This is a genomic window from Nocardia sp. NPDC050630 (genome assembly GCF_044457245.1).
In the GTDB taxonomy this organism is placed as follows: Bacteria; Actinomycetota; Actinomycetes; order Mycobacteriales; family Mycobacteriaceae; genus Nocardia.
The window spans coordinates 136,140-150,538 of the sequence record NZ_JBITGN010000001.1 but is presented as its reverse complement, the minus strand read 5'-3'; the positions used below and the strand labels follow the sequence as shown (position 1 = coordinate 150,538).

The window sequence follows — 14,399 nt, the reverse complement described above, 5'->3', positions numbered from 1 at the left end:
CTCTGCCGCAACTGTGAGTTCGCTGTGTGGCGCAGCACTCAGTTCGCGGCTGCGGCACCAGGCAGGCGCACGGTGAATTCGGTACGGCCGGGCGCACTCTCGACGCAGATATCGCCGCCGTGTGCCTTGACGACAGCCGCGACTATCGCCAGCCCGAGACCGGTGCTGCCCGCCCGTCGGGAGCGCGACGAGTCACCGCGGGCGAAACGCTGAAAGACCAGCGGCTGCAAGGCTTCCGGGATGCCGGGTCCATCGTCGGTGACGCGCCACACGGCTCCCCCATCGCCGTTGGATTCCAGCATCGTGAGCACCGTGGTGCCGGGACCGGTGTGGACGCGCGCGTTGGTCAGCAGATTGGCGAGCACCTGATGCAACCGGGCCGCGTCACCCGTCGTCACGACCGGCTCGTCGGGCAACTCCAGATCCCAGCGGTGTTCGGGACCAGCGATATGCGCGTCGCTCACCGCGTCCACCGTGAGCTGAGTCAGATCCACCGGCTCGTGTTCGAGCCCACGTCCGGAATCCAACCGCGCGAGCAACAGCATGTCCTCGACAAGACCGGTCATGCGCCGGGATTCGGAGTCTACGCGGCCCATGGCATAGGCCACCTCCCCGGGCACCTCCGCCCGTTTGCGTTGTGCCAGTTCGGCATAGCCACGGATGGCGGCCAGCGGTGTGCGCAGCTCGTGACTGGCATCGGCGAGGAATTGCCGGACCCGGGTCTCGCTGTCGTGCCGCGCCGACAACGCACTGGTGATGTGATCGAGCATCCGGTTCACCGCCGAACCGAGCTGACCGACCTCGGTGAGCGGGTCGGCATCTGCGGCCGGAACGCGAACGGGCAGTACGACTTCGCCGCGATCCAGTTCCAGATCGGCCACCCGCGCGGCCGTCGCGGCGACTCGATCCAGGGGCGCGAGCGCGTGCCGGATGAGCCAGATGCCGACCGTGATCGCGATGATCGACACGATCGCCGTGACGATCCCGAGGATCAGCAAGACGCGCAGCAGGGTGGCGTCGACAGCGGTCAACGGCATACCGGTGACAACGATCTCACCCGACCACGCCGTATCCGCGACCACCCGATAGCGGCCCTGACCGTCGAGCGCGAGGTCGACCGGCTTCCCGTTGGCCGGCACTGCGGCGAGCTGCTGTTGTGCGGTATGCGAGAGCGCACGCTGCGTGCCGTCGGCACCGATCCGGCCCGCCTTGGTGACACTGCCCTGGTTCACGATGGCGCCGATGGTGTCGGACTGGATGCCGCGCCGGTCCAGGAAGTCCGGTCCCGGACCGGAACCCGATGGCGGCGGAGGTGGAGGCGGCATCGACGGCTGGCCGCTCGGGCGTGGTCCGAGACTCGGACCGCCGCCCACGTCACCGAGGGAACGCTTCTGCACATCGATCAGTTCGGTGTCCAACTGGTGCACCAGGAACTGCCGCAATGCGAATTCGGTCGCGGCGCCGATACCGACGACCACGACCACCAGCAACAATACCTGCCCCACCAACAGGCGGGCTCGCAGCGACCAGCGCCGCGGCTTCAGCACCCGGCGCGCCATCTCAGGTTGCGGGCTTGAGGACATATCCGGCGCCGCGCAGGGTGTGGATCATCGGTGCCCGTCCGCTGTCGATCTTCTTACGCAAATAGGACACGTACAGCTCGACGATGTTGGACCGGCCGCCGAAGTCGTAACTCCACACCCGGTCCAGAATCTGCGCTTTACTCAGCACTCGCTTGGGATTGCGCATGAAGAACCGCAGCAATTCGAATTCGGTGGAGGTCAGGACGATGAGCTCCCCGGCCCGGGTGACCTCGTGGCTGTCCTCGTCGAGTACCAGATCGCCGACCACCAGCTGTGCGCCGCTGCCCTCGGTGGCCACGCCGGTGCGGCGGAGCAGTGAACGCAGCCGCAACACCACCTCTTCGATGCTGAAGGGTTTGGTGACATAGTCATCGCCCCCCGCTGTCAGCCCGGCGATGCGGTCCTCGACCGAATCCTTGGCCGTCAGCAAGAGCACCGGCAGGTACGGCAACTGTGCGCGCAACTTGTGCAGGACCTCGAGCCCCGTCATATCCGGCAGCATCACATCGAGTACCACCACATCCGGGCGAACCTCGCGCGCCTTCGTAACGGCCGTTCGACCATCGCCCGCGGTGGCGACCTCCCACCCCTCGTACCGCAGGGCCATCGACATCATGTCGGCCAGTACGGGCTCGTCGTCGACGACCAGCACGCTGATGGGGCTGCCGTCGGCGCGGCACATGACTACTCGTTCGGCCGGGCCGTTCCCGACGCTCATCGCGGACATCGTCCTACCATGACCCCGGACGCTATGCGGTAGCTGTGCCGAATCTGTGTGTCAGCTGTGAGCCCATACCCCGCCGATCCAGAACTCGCGTACGGCCGACTCCAAGACAGGCGGGCCACGGTCGGATCCGAGTATCTATCCGGTCCGCACCACAAGGAGCACCGTGAGTCATCCCACGCAACAGCCGCCAACGGAACCCGACAGGGTCTGGGGCGCACCAGAGCCCGTGCAGGTGGGCACCTGGTCTACCAAGAAGACCCTGGCCGCGGTCAATGAGCGGCAGCCCAGCCAGGCAAGCGGCAGCCCGAGCCGAGCAGGCGGCGGGCCCGGCCAGTTGGGCGATGGTACGTCCGGAGCGGGGAGGGGCGGTCGGCGGAGTCGAAGCGGCAACTGGTCGGTTCACAGCTGGCACTTAAGTTCCGCCAACGATGGACAAATGTTGGGGCTCAACGATTCTCGGGGTCGGCGCGGACAAGCGGCCGACAGTTTCGGATCTGATCCGACAACAGGAGGAATGCAGATGAGTTTCACATCGAAGCTGGCAATGACCGCGGCGGCCGGTGCCGTCGCGCTCGGCATGCTCGGCATCGGAGCCGGTGCGGCGAGCGCCGACGGACAACAGGGACCGGTGCCCGGACAGCAGTGCCAGCCTCCTGGCGATCACCCGCAGGGTCCACCTCCTGGTGACCACCCGGACGGCCCGCCGCCCGGCGACCACCAGGGCCCGCCCCCCGGTGACCACCCAGACGGCCCGCCGCCCGGCGAGCACCCGCAAGGTCCACCGCCGCAGTGCCAGTCCGGCCAGTAACGCTCTGCGGCCCAACACATCCCGATGACGTAAGAGCGGCGATGGACGCAACAGCCCATCGCCGCGCTTCATCGGCACAGTCGAGTAGTTGCGACGAATCGTCCGCCCGCCGAAATCCCGCGACCGCCGACCCGCAGCGGCAGCCCCCGGATCGAGATCAGGTGGAACTGAGGTCGGTGGCTTCGACCTATGCCGCCATAGATTCCAGCCGATCTTGATCGCGGGAGGTTCATGGTGTGTCGAAGGCCTTGTGGATCACGGCATTTCGGAGTGTGGGGAGTGAAGTATGATGGCTCGGGCGGTCGCTCGGAGTCGCAGGCGGCTGTATCGAAGTCTTGTGCCAATCGACCGAGGTGGCGGATATGGGTCTGAGCGGTAAGCGGTTCCTGGATGTGGCCGGGAGCAGGGATACGGCCGTGACGGTGCTGGCATCGATTACCGCGTTGTACTACCTGATCGTGGCGGTCACCAACTGTATCGACACCGATACCAATCGGCGCGGTGTGCAAGCGGTGCTGTCGATGCAGGCCACGATTCACCACTCCGGTACCGACTGGCATGCCATCACCAACAGCACGGTCATCCTTATCGCCTACATACTTATCGTTACCTGGGAGTATCTGACCGGCTTCATGCTGCTCGCGGGTGCAGCGACCGGCTGGTGGGCACTGTTCGGCCGGAACGCGGCCAGATCCGCACTCGCAGCGAAGTTGTCGAGTCTCGGCTGGACCATGGCCGTGCTGCTGTTCGCGGGCGGCTTCCTCACCATCGGCGGCGAGTGGTTCCGGATGTGGGCCAACAAACAGGTGAACGCCACGTCAGCGGCGCTGCAGAACTTCCTCATCGCCGCCATCGGACTCATCCTCGTGCACATGTCGAGCCGATCCGAAACCCGAGTCAGCGCGGCCGCCGACGCGGACATAAACGCGTAGTCCCTACTGGGCAATCCCGGCGACACGTTCACCTTCATTTCGGTACTACACACCTGGTACCACACTGATTCGTGCAGCGGGGTCCGCTGATCCCCCATTCACCGCCTACTCGAGCAGTTCGGCCAAGTGCTCTCAGCCCCGTTGTTCGGCACAACGGTTGTCGCAGTCCACAGCCGGTCTGCTGCCGAGGTTTCGGTAGGCTCGGCAATCGCCGCCGGACCGATACTCGCCATCCTCAGCGGCTCAGCACGGTGGTGTCGAAGAAATGCCTAGAGGCCCGGTACATATGCCTGCCCAATTCGATCGGACGCCCGGAATCATCGAAGGCGACTCGCTGCATGGTCAGCAAGGGGGCGTTCGTGCGCTCATCCAGCAGCTGCGCCTCGGCCCGGGTGGCACCGCGCGCACCGATCCGCTGACGCGCGAGTGCGATGTGAATTCCCCTGGACCGCAGGCATTCATAGAATCCGTGTAGTTCGAGCTGGTCGGGGGCGGGCGCGAATTCGGCGGGCACGTAGTTGGTCATGACGGCCAGCGGCTCACTTCCGGCGCGGCGCAGCCTGCGGAAGGTGACGAAACGCGCGTCCTCGGGCACACCGAGTTCCTTGGCGATATCGGGGTCCGGAGCGCCGATCCGGTAATCGAGCAATTCGGTGGTCGGCTGCTGGCCCGCGGTGAGCAGGTCGTCGTACAGACTGGTCAATTCGACCGGGCGATACACCTGATTCTGCACCACCTGCGTGCCCACCCCGCGCCTGCGCATCAAGAGTCCTTTTTCGACCAGCGCCTGGATCGCCTGCCGCGTGGTCGGCCGTGACAGTCTGAGCCGTTTGGCCAGGTCCAGCTCATTTTCGAGGCGGTCTCCCGGAGCGAGCCGACCTTCCAGGATCGCGTTCTCGATGCCTTGTGCCAGTTGGAAATACAGCGGGATGGGGCTCGTGCGGTCGATCGCGATATCCAGTGGCACTGGCATCGTCGGCTCCTCGGGGCGAGCGAGACGCGGGTCAGCGTCCATTTCTAGGCACAATAGTAGGCCTATTGTCTGTACGACAGTATGTCCTGACAAAGTCTTGACAAGTAGATATGACGGGCGCACAGTCTGGATACGCGGCGATGCCCGTCCCCTCGGACCATGGAGTCAGCCTGTGAACGCTCAATTCGAAGTCGTGTCGACCGGTAGGGTCGGCGTCGATATCTATCCGCTCCAGTCCGGCGTGGGTCTGGAAGATGTCGAAACCTTCGGAAAGTTCCTCGGTGGCAGTGCCGCCAATGTCGCCGTCGCGGCGGCGCGGCTCGGGCGGCGCACCGCGCTGTGGTCCGGAGTCGGCGACGATCCCTTCGGCCGATATGTGCGGCGCGAATTGGTCCGGCTCGGTGTATCGGACGCCCTCGTGCAGACCAGCGAGGGCCTGCCGACCCCGGTAACGTTCTGCGAGATCTTCCCGCCGGACGATTTCCCCCTGTACTTCTATCGCAAGCCGAGCGCACCGGACCTGCAGATAACCGGCGGCCAAGTAGATCCCGACATCATCCGGGAGGCGGGCGTGTACTGGTCGACGGTCACCGGCTTGTCCCAAGAACCGTCTCGTGCAGCGCATTTCGATGCTTGGTCGATCCGGGAACGGCGGCCGCTGACCGTACTCGATCTGGACTACCGGCCGATGTTCTGGGCCGATGACAACCAGGCCCGCGCACAGGTACGCGAGGCCCTGACCCGGGTGACGGTGGCGGTCGGCAATCGCGAGGAGTGTCGCATCGCCGTCGACGAGACCGATCCGCATCGTGCCGCCGACGCGCTATTGGATCTGGGTATCGAACTGGCCATCGTCAAACAGGGCCCGGACGGGGTGCTCGGCAAGACCCGCCACGAATCGGTCGTAGTGCCACCGGCCACCGTCGAGGTGGTCAACGGCCTCGGCGCGGGCGATGCCTTCGGCGGCAGCCTGTGTCACGGTCTGCTGGCCGGATGGGATCTGGAGACCATCCTGCGCCGCGCCAATGCCGCCGGTGCGATCGTGGCCGCCCGGCTCGAATGCTCCACCGCCATGCCGACCAGCGACGAAATCGATGATCTCGTCGCACTGTCACTGACCGGAGAGGCCCAGAAATGAAGGGAGCATCGCGCAGCGATTCGATGAGAGGTGGCCGTGCGACGGGCGAGCGCGAATCAATCTCGGCACCCGCGAGCGTGCGGTCCTATGCCGAGCTGACCGAGTTGCGTGCGGCCGATCCCGGCGCCATCGCCAGAGCTTTCGCGACGCGTACCCGGCGGGGTCTGGTGCGCCGCGACGGGCGGCTGATGATCATCGCCGCCGATCATCCGGCCCGTGGCGCGCTGTCGGCATCCGGCAACCCCTATGCCATGAACAGCCGCAAGGAACTGCTGGACCGGCTGGTCACGGCATTGGCTCGGCCGGGCGTGGACGGCGTGCTGGGCACCGCGGACATCCTCGAGGATCTACTGCTGCTCGGCGCACTCGAGGACAAGGTCGTCTTCAGCTCGATGAACCGCGGTGGTATCGCGGGTGCGGATTTCGAGCTCGACGACCGGATGACCGGATATACCGCGCGGGCCACTGCCGCGGCCGGGCTCAACGGCGCGAAAATGCTCAACCGGTTCGATCTCACCGATCCGGGCACGCTGTCGATGATGACCGCGAGCGCCGCGGCCGTCGATGATCTCGCCGCGCTCGGTTTGACCGCATTGCTCGAGCCGTTCATATCGCACCGGCCGGATGGGCCGGGGACCGCGGTGGTCAACGATCTGTCGCCGGATGCGGTCATCAAGAGCGTGCATCTGGCGCAGGGATTGGGCTCCACCTCGGCGTATACCTGGCTGAAGCTGCCCGTCGTCGAGGAGATGGAGCGAGTCATGGATGCCACCACGCTGCCCACCTTGCTGCTCGGCGGCGACCCACAGACCAGCCCGGACGAAACCTATGCGCGCTGGGCGAAAGCCCTTGCGCTGCCGGGCGTTCGGGGCCTGATCGTGGGTCGTGCACTGCTGTATCCGCCGGACGACAATGTCACGGATGCGGTGGATACGGCCGTTTCGCTGGTGCGGTGATCGCGATGCACAGCATGTATTACGTGCCCGCCGCCCGCACCTACCGTGCGCCGTACACGGTGGCGCTCCCCCCGGAGGCGGCCGGGTGGAATCATGCCAGTCTGCACGTCATCGAGCTCGCGCCGGGACAGTCGCATCGCACGCACAGCCGTTCCGACGAGATCGTCGTGGTGCCGCTATCCGGTTCGTGCCTGGTGGCCAGCGCTGGCGAGCGGTACGAATTATCCGGGCGCAATAGCGTTTTCGACGGACCAACAGATTTCGCGTATATCGGGCGGGACAGCTCCTACACCGTGACCAGCACCAGCGGTGGACGATTCGCACTCGGCGGGGCCCGGGCGCAGCGGCAGCTGCCACTGCGCTACGTGCCCGCCACCGATGTGGCGGTGGAGTTGCGCGGTGCGGGCAATTGCAGCCGTCAGGTACACAATTTCGCGACCGCGGACGCCTTCGATGCCGACTCGATCATCGCTTGCGAGGTGATCACTCCCAGCGGTAACTGGTCGTCGTATCCGGCACACAAACACGATGAGCTCTCCGATACCGAGACTCCGCTCGAGGAGATCTACTACTTCGAATTCGCCCGTGGCGCGGACGATTCACCCGGATTCGGCTACCACCGGGTGTACGGGACTCCCGAGCGGCCGATCGATGTGCTCGAGGAGGTCCGCGACGGTGATGTAGTGCTGGTGCCGCACGGCTACCATGGACCATCCATCGCCGCACCCGGCTATCACATGTACTACCTGAACATCATGGCCGGTCCCGGACCGGAGCGGGCTTGGCGGATCAGCGACGACCCGGCGCAGACGTGGCTGCGCGGCACCTGGACCGATATGGAAATCGATCCGCGCCTCCCGATGAACACCAGGGAGAATCGGCGGTGATCCGAATCTCGGCTTCCCACTGAATCTCCGGCGGGTTTCTCAGCATAGGGAACAGCCGTTGTCGCGGCGATGCCGGACAATCTCTTCTGGCTCCCAGTGGGCCCGCTTTCTTTGCACCCCAATGCTTTACGAGTCACAGCACCGAGTGGGGCCGCAACGACTGCGGAATCGACTCCAGCAGAGGAGATATCGTGACCAGCGAGCGGGACGCGCTCTCGGACAGATACCGCAAGTTCAGGGTCGAGAATTTCCCGCAAACCGATTTGGCCGGTTATCTGCCCGTCGACGGCATCGAAGTCAAATTTCTCGATGGATGCAATCGGTCGTGCATCTTCTGTGTGAACGAGGATTACATCGGGAAACGGTTGAATCCGTTGGACACCGGTCGCTTCGCGCAGTCGCTGTTCGACTGGATCGACTCGCCCACCGAGCCGGAGCGGCCCGAGGCGGTCTACGGCACCGGCGGCGAGCCACTGATGGCGCTGGATCTGGTCGAGGAGGTCTTCCGACCGCTCGGCGAACGCGGCATCACCACGCGCCTGGTGACCAATGGCACGTTGCTGGACCAGAAGCGGATCGCCCGACTGGTCGATATGAAGTTATCCGGGGTGAAGGTCACCTACAACACCGCCGACGCCACCCGACTGGCGGCCCTGATGAAGGGCTCGAAATCCGATGACGCCGAACGGATTCTGCGCAATATCCGGCTGGCCAAGGATGCCGGACTGTGGGTCTTCATCCGAATCGGGCTCGGCAAGCACAACTTCGACGAGGCACCGCGGATCTATCGCATCATGCGCGAGATCGGCGTCGATGTCGTACAGATCAAGCCATGGATTCCGTCCGGACTCGCGGCGGCGAATCAGACCGAGCTGAGCCTGAGTCCCCCGGTGCTGTTCGATCGGTTCACCGGAATCATGGAAGAGCTCTACGAGGAAATCCAGCAGCCCGGGGGTCCCGAGGTGACCGTCTCCTGCTATCCACCCGCGCGGAATCTGGGCTTCACCGTCAAGGATTGCGCCAATGTGGCCAAGATCTACTGTGAGCCCTGCGGCCATGCGCTGGTGTGCAACTTCTCCGACGAATACCTCGGCAGCTGGTTTCCCGAGGACGGTGGGCTGCTCGCGTGCGTCCAACGCCGCCGGGAGTTGTATCCGAAGATCATGGACGCCAACGGTGTCGCATCGTGCCCAGCCCGGCTGAACTGGTCCTCCCCCACCGCGGTGGTCAACCCCGCGCCCGAGTGGAAACCCGCGTCACTATTGCCGCTCGCTGTCATCAATGCCGAATGAGTCCGCAGCGAATTTTGCTCTTTTCGCGTAAACCGCTGGTCGAGCGTCCGCTGCACGAGTGGCTCGCGGAGGTGGTGACCGACACTGTTCTCATCACCGTGCCCGGGGCGTTGGCTGATATCGGAGCGGATGTTCGAGGCCGGTTTCGCGACTGCCGCACCGTAACGGATTACCAGTCGTGGTCCACGGAATGGACGGCCGAATGCGCGGCGCGCGAGCACCGAGTCGGACTCGTCGCCAGTTCCAGCGAGGACGATGTGCTGCGCAGCGCACGACTGCGGGTCCGTCTAGGATTACCGGGGCAGACAACCGAATCCGCGTGCGCCTACCGCGACAAGCTGATCATGAAGGATAGGGCGGCACGGGCCGGAGTCGAGGTCCCTGGGCGGCGAGCGATCGACCGGCCAACCGACCTGATGGAGTTCATCGAAGAGGTGGGACTTCCCGTCGTCGTGAAGCCGCGCCGCGGCGCCGCATCCATCGGGGTGCGCATCCTGCGCGACGGATCCGACGTCACCGCATTCCTGGCATCGGGCGAATTGCCCGCGGCGCCACAGCGTTCGGGCCGGTTGATCGCCGAGGAATACATAGACGGCGACTTCTTCCATGTGGATGGCGTAATAGCCGATGCGGCAGTGGTGCACTGCTGGCCGAGCCAGTACAACAGCGGCAATGCCGAAGCCGCACAGACCGGGTCCGAACTGTCCAGTGTGCCGCTTGCTGCGGACGACCCGAGAACCTATGTGCTGCAAGAGTTTGCCGCCGATGTCCATCGCGCTATGCCGACGCCTTCGTTTCCGACGAGCTTCCATCTGGAGGCGTGGATACCTGCGCACGGAAGGCCGGTGCTGTGTGAGGTCGCCTCGCGGACCGGCGGTGCTCTTATCGCCCGAACCTATCGGGAAGCGTTCGGCGTGCATCTTTCCCGGGAGAATCTGCGCGGACAGTGTGGACTTGGCCTCGAACTGACGCATCAACCCGCCGTGCCTCGGCGAGCCGGTGGCTGGGTGCTCTTCCCACCCGGACACGGCAGATTCGAACCGCCAACCGGCGCATGCCCCGTTTCCGGAGCGGAGTTCGAATTGCACATGTCCGCAGGCACTTTCGCACAAGGACCGGAATACGCCGCGCACTCGGCGGCGGCGGTCGCGGTGTATGCCGACACCGCCGAACAGGTGCGCGAGCGGATCCAGGAGACGACACGCTGGTGGGCCGAGGAGGCGCGGTGGCTGAATTGATCCGCGAGCCTCCGCGCAGGGTGGCCGTGTTGTCGAAGAAGCCGTTGACCACGCATCGGTACGACCGCTGGCTATCGGGATGCCGGACAACCCTTTTCGCCGAGGACACGCCCGCGAGTCGCACCTTTTTGTCCGGGGAACACCAATACGCGACCTGGCACCTCTTTCCGGATTGGAAACGCAACCGAGCTGTCGACCAAGCGGTGGCGGCTGAGCATGCCGAACAGCCTTTCGACCGGATCATCGCGCTGAGCGAATGTGATCTCGTCCGAGCCGCCGAACTTCGCGATTACCTGGATATTCCGGGACAGAGCCTGGCATCGGCCACCGCGTTCCGGAACAAGTCGGTCATGAAGTCGCTGGCAGGCCGAGCCGGGTTGCGCATTCCGGAGCACCGCCTCGTGGACTCGGTTGCCACCCTGATGGACTTCGCGGACACCCACCCCGATGGTGTCGTGGTCAAACCGGTTGACGGATCGGGCTCGGTCGGCGTCATGGTGTTGCACGGCCGAACCGAGATCGAGGCCTGGGCGCATGCCCGCGCGCTGTCATCCGACGACCCCGCCGACTACCTCGTCGAAGAATGGGTTGCGACACCGATGCTTTCGGTGGACGGACTCATGCGAGCGGGTCGGGTCAAGGCCGCAATGGTCGGTGCCTACACCCGGACCTGCCTGCGTTCGCTGGTCGAACTGGAGCCGCATGGCATTCTGCTGCTCGACGCCCACGATCCGCGTGTCGCCTCGGCCCGCGATTACCTCGACCGGCTGCTGCGCGCACTGCCTGCCCCAGAGGAGACCATGAGTTTTCATTGCGAGCTCTTCGATCATCCCCGCCACGGCCCGATCCTCTGCGAGATCGCTTGCCGCACGGGCGGCGGCAATGTGAACCTGATCGCGCGCGAAGCTCTCGGTATCGATCTGGACCAGGCTTCCTGTCTCGGGCAGGCCGGTATAGACGTGCCGGTGGAACGCACGGTGCCCGAATCCGGTCGCTGCTATGGAGATATCGTCGTGCCGCGGTCTCCGCGATCGCTGCCCGCTGGTCTGCGCTGCGATCTGCCCGGCGTCATTCGGTTCCACCGGGACGATCGTCCCGGCCGTGCCGCGAAGGTATCGGACTATGTGATCGATGCGCTGCTGGCGGACGACGACCATTCGGGGGTCCGCCGGGTGTACGACTCGGTCATCGAATGGCTGGACGAGCACCTGGTGCCCGAGTCCGCGAATGGGCGGTGCTGACCCGCGATGGATCTCGGACTCGCCGGACGCGCCTATTACGTCACCGGGGGCAGCCGCGGCATCGGAGCAGCGGTGTCGGCGCTGCTGCTCGCCGAAGGGGCCGCTGTCGCGACCTGTGCCAGAGACACTGGGGCGCTGGAGCGGATGCGGGCCGCGCTACCACCTGAGCACGCCGACCGGCTGCTGACCCACACCGCCGACGTTCGGGATGCGCTGACCTTGGGAGAGGCCGTCGGGCGGGCGCTCGAACAGTTCGGACGGCTCGACGGTGTGCTGGCCAATGCGGGTGCCGGGGTGTCCGGCGGTGTACTGACGACACCGGAATCGGAGTGGCACAGCCAGTTCCAGATGAAAGTGGGATCGGTGCTGAACCTCGTTACCGCGGCGCTGCCCGCGCTGCGAGAGTCGGACGCTGGACGGGTGGTGGTCGTCAACGGTGTCACCGCGCACGCGCCCGAGCCGGGCATGGCTGCGGTCAGCGCGACGCGGGCCGCCGTGGCCAACCTGACCCGTTCGCTCGCCATTGAACTCGCGCCGTCCGGGGTTCTGGTCAATGCGATCAGCCTCGGTGCCATCGCGACCGACCGCCAGCACGCGCGATACCTCGCCTCCGGGACAGTCGAGCCCTTCGATGACTGGTGCGCGTCCGAGGCGAGCCGAAGGGGGATACTGCTGGGGCGCTTCGGTACACCGCAGGACGTGGCTCCCGTTGCAGCACTGTTGCTTTCGCCGATCTGCTCCTATGTGACCGGCAGTTCCATCGATGTCTCGGGCGGTTCGGGTGGCCGGACCTGATTGGCAGATCGTCATTGCCAGGCACGGCCCGACCGAATGGTCACGAGCCGGGCGATTCAGCGGTCATACCGATATTCCACTATCCGCGGAGGGGCGAACCCGGGCCGCCGATCTCGGCAGGGCACTGCGGCAACCGCTACCGGAACGCATCGTCAGCAGCGACCTGATCCGGGCACGACAGACTGCTGAAGCAATCGCCCTAGCCGCCGGGGTCGACCCGCGCCTGATCGCGATCAGCAGCAGGTTGCGCGAAGAATCGCTCGGATCATGGGAAGGCCGCACTCAGCGCCGAATCGCCAGCACCAACCCGGACGGCTATGCCCGCTGGCTGGCTGGTGACATCGGTGCATTCGACGGTAGAGAAGGACTGGCGGCGGTGGCGCGGCGGGCTGTTCCCGTAGTGCTCGAGCAATGCGCCGGGCGGCCGCGGAGCACCGGTCGGCTCATCGTGGTCACGCACGCGAATACGGCATTGGCGCTCATAGGCGCACTCACCGAGATCCCGATTGTTCAATGGGCGGATCTGCCGTGTCCCGGACTTGCCCAAGCCATGGTGCTGTGGTGAGCGGGGCCGCTCGGGCACTGGCCTGTGCGGTGCTGATCACCGCCTTCGGCAACGGTCTGTATCTCGCCGGTGCGGTGCTCTTTCTGACCCGCTCGGTCGGGCTGAGCGGCACCGACGTGGGGATCGGACTGACGATGGCGGGCGTGACCGGACTGGGCGCGGGGCCGGTGGTCGGTCACCTCGCCGATCGCTTCGGTGCGCGCGAGATCTATCTGGTCACGCTGGCCGCCGAGGCGCTTGCCACAGGAAGTCTCGTCCTGGTACACAGTTTCGCGGTTTTCGTGGTCGTCGCGGCCGCGGTCGGCGTTGCCGAGCAGGGCAGTAGAGCCGTGCGTGGTGCGCTGATCGCACGGATCGGCGGGGATACGCGAGCGCGGCTGCGCGGCTATCTGCGATCTGTCACCAATATCGGCGTGGCTTTGGGTGCCGCCGGTGCGGGTCTGGCCATCCGATCCGATACGCGCACAGCATATTCGACGCTGATCCTTGTCGATGCCGCGAGTTTCCTGCTCACCGCGCTGGTAATCGCTCGGATTCCGCGACAGTCGCCGCTGCCACGGCCCGAGCGCCGCACCATGCGCCGCGGCCGGTTGGACCTGCCGTTCCTGGCCGTCACGGCGGTATACGGCGTGCTGTCGCTGCAGTATGCGGTGCTCACAGTGGCGCTGCCGCTGTGGATCGTCTCTCATACCCGCGCTCCGGCCTGGCTGATCTCACCGCTGCTGCTGACGAACACGCTACTTGTCGTCACGCTTCAGGTGCGAGCGGGCCGTCGCGTCGATTCCATCGCCGACGGGATTACGATCACCCGTCGGGCCGCTGTCCTGCTAGCGCTGAGCTGCCTACTGTTCTGCGTAAGCGGTACCGGCTCGGCGGTATTCGCCGCTTCGGTGCTGACGCTCGCGGTGATAGTGCACACATTGGGCGAAATATGCCACGCCGCAGGAGAATTCGAGCTCAGCTTCACCCTTGCGCCGGATCATGCACAAGGCCGTTATCAGGGAATCTTCGGCATGGGAACGGGAGTCTTCGTCGCCGCAGCCCCGGCTTTGCTCAGCGTGGTCTGCATTGATCGCGGGCCGGCCGGATGGGTTCTGCTCGGCGGCGTACTGCTGACCGCTGGACTCGGCATCGGGCCGATAGCGCGCTTTGCCCAGCGCCGCGCGGTACATCTGGTCGATGCGTGACATCGAGCAGTGCAACCTGCGCTGCATCCGGTCTGTCCGGCGGGCGATGTGCCGCAAAACCGGGTCGGGTGACGCTC

14 protein-coding genes are annotated in these 14,399 nt (G+C 65.5%); 11 read left to right on the top strand and 3 right to left on the bottom strand.

The window, feature by feature from the left end; all coding sequences use genetic code 11:
* Nucleotides 1–38 precede the first annotated feature (38 nt).
* Together ACIBG0_RS00430 and ACIBG0_RS00425 are read right to left on the bottom strand one after the other, a co-directional pair.
* Entirely contained in the window at nucleotides 39–1,583 is a 1,545-nt protein-coding gene (locus ACIBG0_RS00430) for a sensor histidine kinase (RefSeq protein ID WP_397027883.1), read from the bottom strand.
* Entirely contained in the window at nucleotides 1,561–2,265 is a 705-nt protein-coding gene (locus ACIBG0_RS00425; protein WP_397030124.1) for a response regulator transcription factor, read from the bottom strand. The genes ACIBG0_RS00430 and ACIBG0_RS00425 overlap by 23 nt, the downstream gene beginning before the upstream one ends.
* A gap of 565 nt (nucleotides 2,266–2,830) precedes the next feature.
* Here ACIBG0_RS00425 and ACIBG0_RS00420 point away from each other — a divergent pair.
* Together ACIBG0_RS00420 and ACIBG0_RS00415 are read left to right on the top strand one after the other, a co-directional pair.
* Entirely contained in the window at nucleotides 2,831–3,118 is a 288-nt protein-coding gene (locus ACIBG0_RS00420; RefSeq protein WP_397027882.1) for a hypothetical protein, read from the top strand.
* A gap of 362 nt (nucleotides 3,119–3,480) precedes the next feature.
* On the top strand, nucleotides 3,481–4,050 hold the full coding sequence (locus tag ACIBG0_RS00415) for a DUF2165 domain-containing protein (RefSeq protein WP_397027880.1): 570 nt from the start codon (nucleotides 3,481–3,483) through the stop codon (nucleotides 4,048–4,050).
* 235 nt (nucleotides 4,051–4,285) lie between these two features.
* On the opposite strand, the gene ACIBG0_RS00410 is transcribed toward ACIBG0_RS00415, so the two are convergent.
* Entirely contained in the window at nucleotides 4,286–5,023 is a 738-nt protein-coding gene (locus ACIBG0_RS00410; RefSeq protein ID WP_397027878.1) for a GntR family transcriptional regulator, read from the bottom strand.
* 172 nt (nucleotides 5,024–5,195) lie between these two features.
* Here ACIBG0_RS00410 and iolC point away from each other — a divergent pair, with 172 nt between their 5' ends.
* The 9 genes from iolC (at nucleotide 5,196) to ACIBG0_RS00365 (ending at nucleotide 14,322) form a co-directional block, all read left to right on the top strand.
* The gene (gene iolC, locus ACIBG0_RS00405; RefSeq protein WP_397027877.1) at nucleotides 5,196–6,161 is read left to right on the top strand and encodes a 5-dehydro-2-deoxygluconokinase; all 966 of its coding nucleotides are present in this window, start codon (nucleotides 5,196–5,198) and stop codon (nucleotides 6,159–6,161) included.
* 23 nt (nucleotides 6,162–6,184) lie between these two features.
* Nucleotides 6,185–7,117, top strand: a complete 933-nt coding sequence (locus ACIBG0_RS00400; RefSeq protein WP_397030122.1) for an aldolase — start codon at nucleotides 6,185–6,187, stop codon at nucleotides 7,115–7,117.
* 5 nt (nucleotides 7,118–7,122) lie between these two features.
* Nucleotides 7,123–8,004 (top strand): 5-deoxy-glucuronate isomerase, encoded by an 882-nt coding sequence (gene iolB, locus ACIBG0_RS00395; RefSeq protein ID WP_397030120.1) that lies wholly within the window; start codon nucleotides 7,123–7,125, stop codon nucleotides 8,002–8,004.
* Between the two features lie 191 nt (nucleotides 8,005–8,195).
* Nucleotides 8,196–9,296 (top strand): radical SAM protein, encoded by a 1,101-nt coding sequence (locus tag ACIBG0_RS00390; RefSeq protein WP_397027875.1) that lies wholly within the window; start codon nucleotides 8,196–8,198, stop codon nucleotides 9,294–9,296.
* Nucleotides 9,293–10,534 (top strand): acetyl-CoA carboxylase biotin carboxylase subunit family protein, encoded by a 1,242-nt coding sequence (locus tag ACIBG0_RS00385; protein ID WP_397027874.1) that lies wholly within the window; start codon nucleotides 9,293–9,295, stop codon nucleotides 10,532–10,534. Before ACIBG0_RS00390 ends, ACIBG0_RS00385 begins: the two co-directional genes overlap by 4 nt.
* Nucleotides 10,522–11,775, top strand: a complete 1,254-nt coding sequence (locus ACIBG0_RS00380) for an acetyl-CoA carboxylase biotin carboxylase subunit family protein (protein ID WP_397027872.1) — start codon at nucleotides 10,522–10,524, stop codon at nucleotides 11,773–11,775. The genes ACIBG0_RS00385 and ACIBG0_RS00380 overlap by 13 nt, the downstream gene beginning before the upstream one ends.
* 6 nt (nucleotides 11,776–11,781) lie before the next feature.
* The gene (locus ACIBG0_RS00375; protein WP_397027870.1) at nucleotides 11,782–12,570 is read left to right on the top strand and encodes an SDR family oxidoreductase; all 789 of its coding nucleotides are present in this window, start codon (nucleotides 11,782–11,784) and stop codon (nucleotides 12,568–12,570) included.
* Nucleotides 12,557–13,135: a histidine phosphatase family protein gene (locus tag ACIBG0_RS00370; protein ID WP_397027868.1), complete on the top strand. Its 579-nt coding sequence runs from the start codon at nucleotides 12,557–12,559 to the stop codon at nucleotides 13,133–13,135. Before ACIBG0_RS00375 ends, ACIBG0_RS00370 begins: the two co-directional genes overlap by 14 nt.
* Nucleotides 13,132–14,322: an MFS transporter gene (locus tag ACIBG0_RS00365; RefSeq protein WP_397027866.1), complete on the top strand. Its 1,191-nt coding sequence runs from the start codon at nucleotides 13,132–13,134 to the stop codon at nucleotides 14,320–14,322. Before ACIBG0_RS00370 ends, ACIBG0_RS00365 begins: the two co-directional genes overlap by 4 nt.
* Nucleotides 14,323–14,399: the final 77 nt, after the last annotated feature.

What these genes read in the sequence shown, in the direction of transcription:
- ACIBG0_RS00420 (WP_397027882.1), top strand. Translation starts at nt 2,831, where the DNA reads ATGAGTTTCACATCGAAGCTGGCAATGACCGCGGCGGCCGGTGCCGTC.
- ACIBG0_RS00375 (WP_397027870.1), top strand. Translation starts at nt 11,782, where the DNA reads ATGGATCTCGGACTCGCCGGACGCGCCTATTACGTCACCGGGGGCAGC.
- ACIBG0_RS00410 (WP_397027878.1), bottom strand. Translation starts at nt 5,023, where the DNA reads ATGCCAGTGCCACTGGATATCGCGATCGACCGCACGAGCCCCATCCCG.
- iolB (WP_397030120.1), top strand. Translation starts at nt 7,123, where the DNA reads ATGCACAGCATGTATTACGTGCCCGCCGCCCGCACCTACCGTGCGCCG.
- ACIBG0_RS00415 (WP_397027880.1), top strand. Translation starts at nt 3,481, where the DNA reads ATGGGTCTGAGCGGTAAGCGGTTCCTGGATGTGGCCGGGAGCAGGGAT.
- ACIBG0_RS00430 (WP_397027883.1), bottom strand. Translation starts at nt 1,583, where the DNA reads ATGTCCTCAAGCCCGCAACCTGAGATGGCGCGCCGGGTGCTGAAGCCG.
- ACIBG0_RS00425 (WP_397030124.1), bottom strand. Translation starts at nt 2,265, where the DNA reads ATGTGCCGCGCCGACGGCAGCCCCATCAGCGTGCTGGTCGTCGACGAC.
- ACIBG0_RS00385 (WP_397027874.1), top strand. Translation starts at nt 9,293, where the DNA reads ATGAGTCCGCAGCGAATTTTGCTCTTTTCGCGTAAACCGCTGGTCGAG.
- ACIBG0_RS00400 (WP_397030122.1), top strand. Translation starts at nt 6,185, where the DNA reads ATGAGAGGTGGCCGTGCGACGGGCGAGCGCGAATCAATCTCGGCACCC.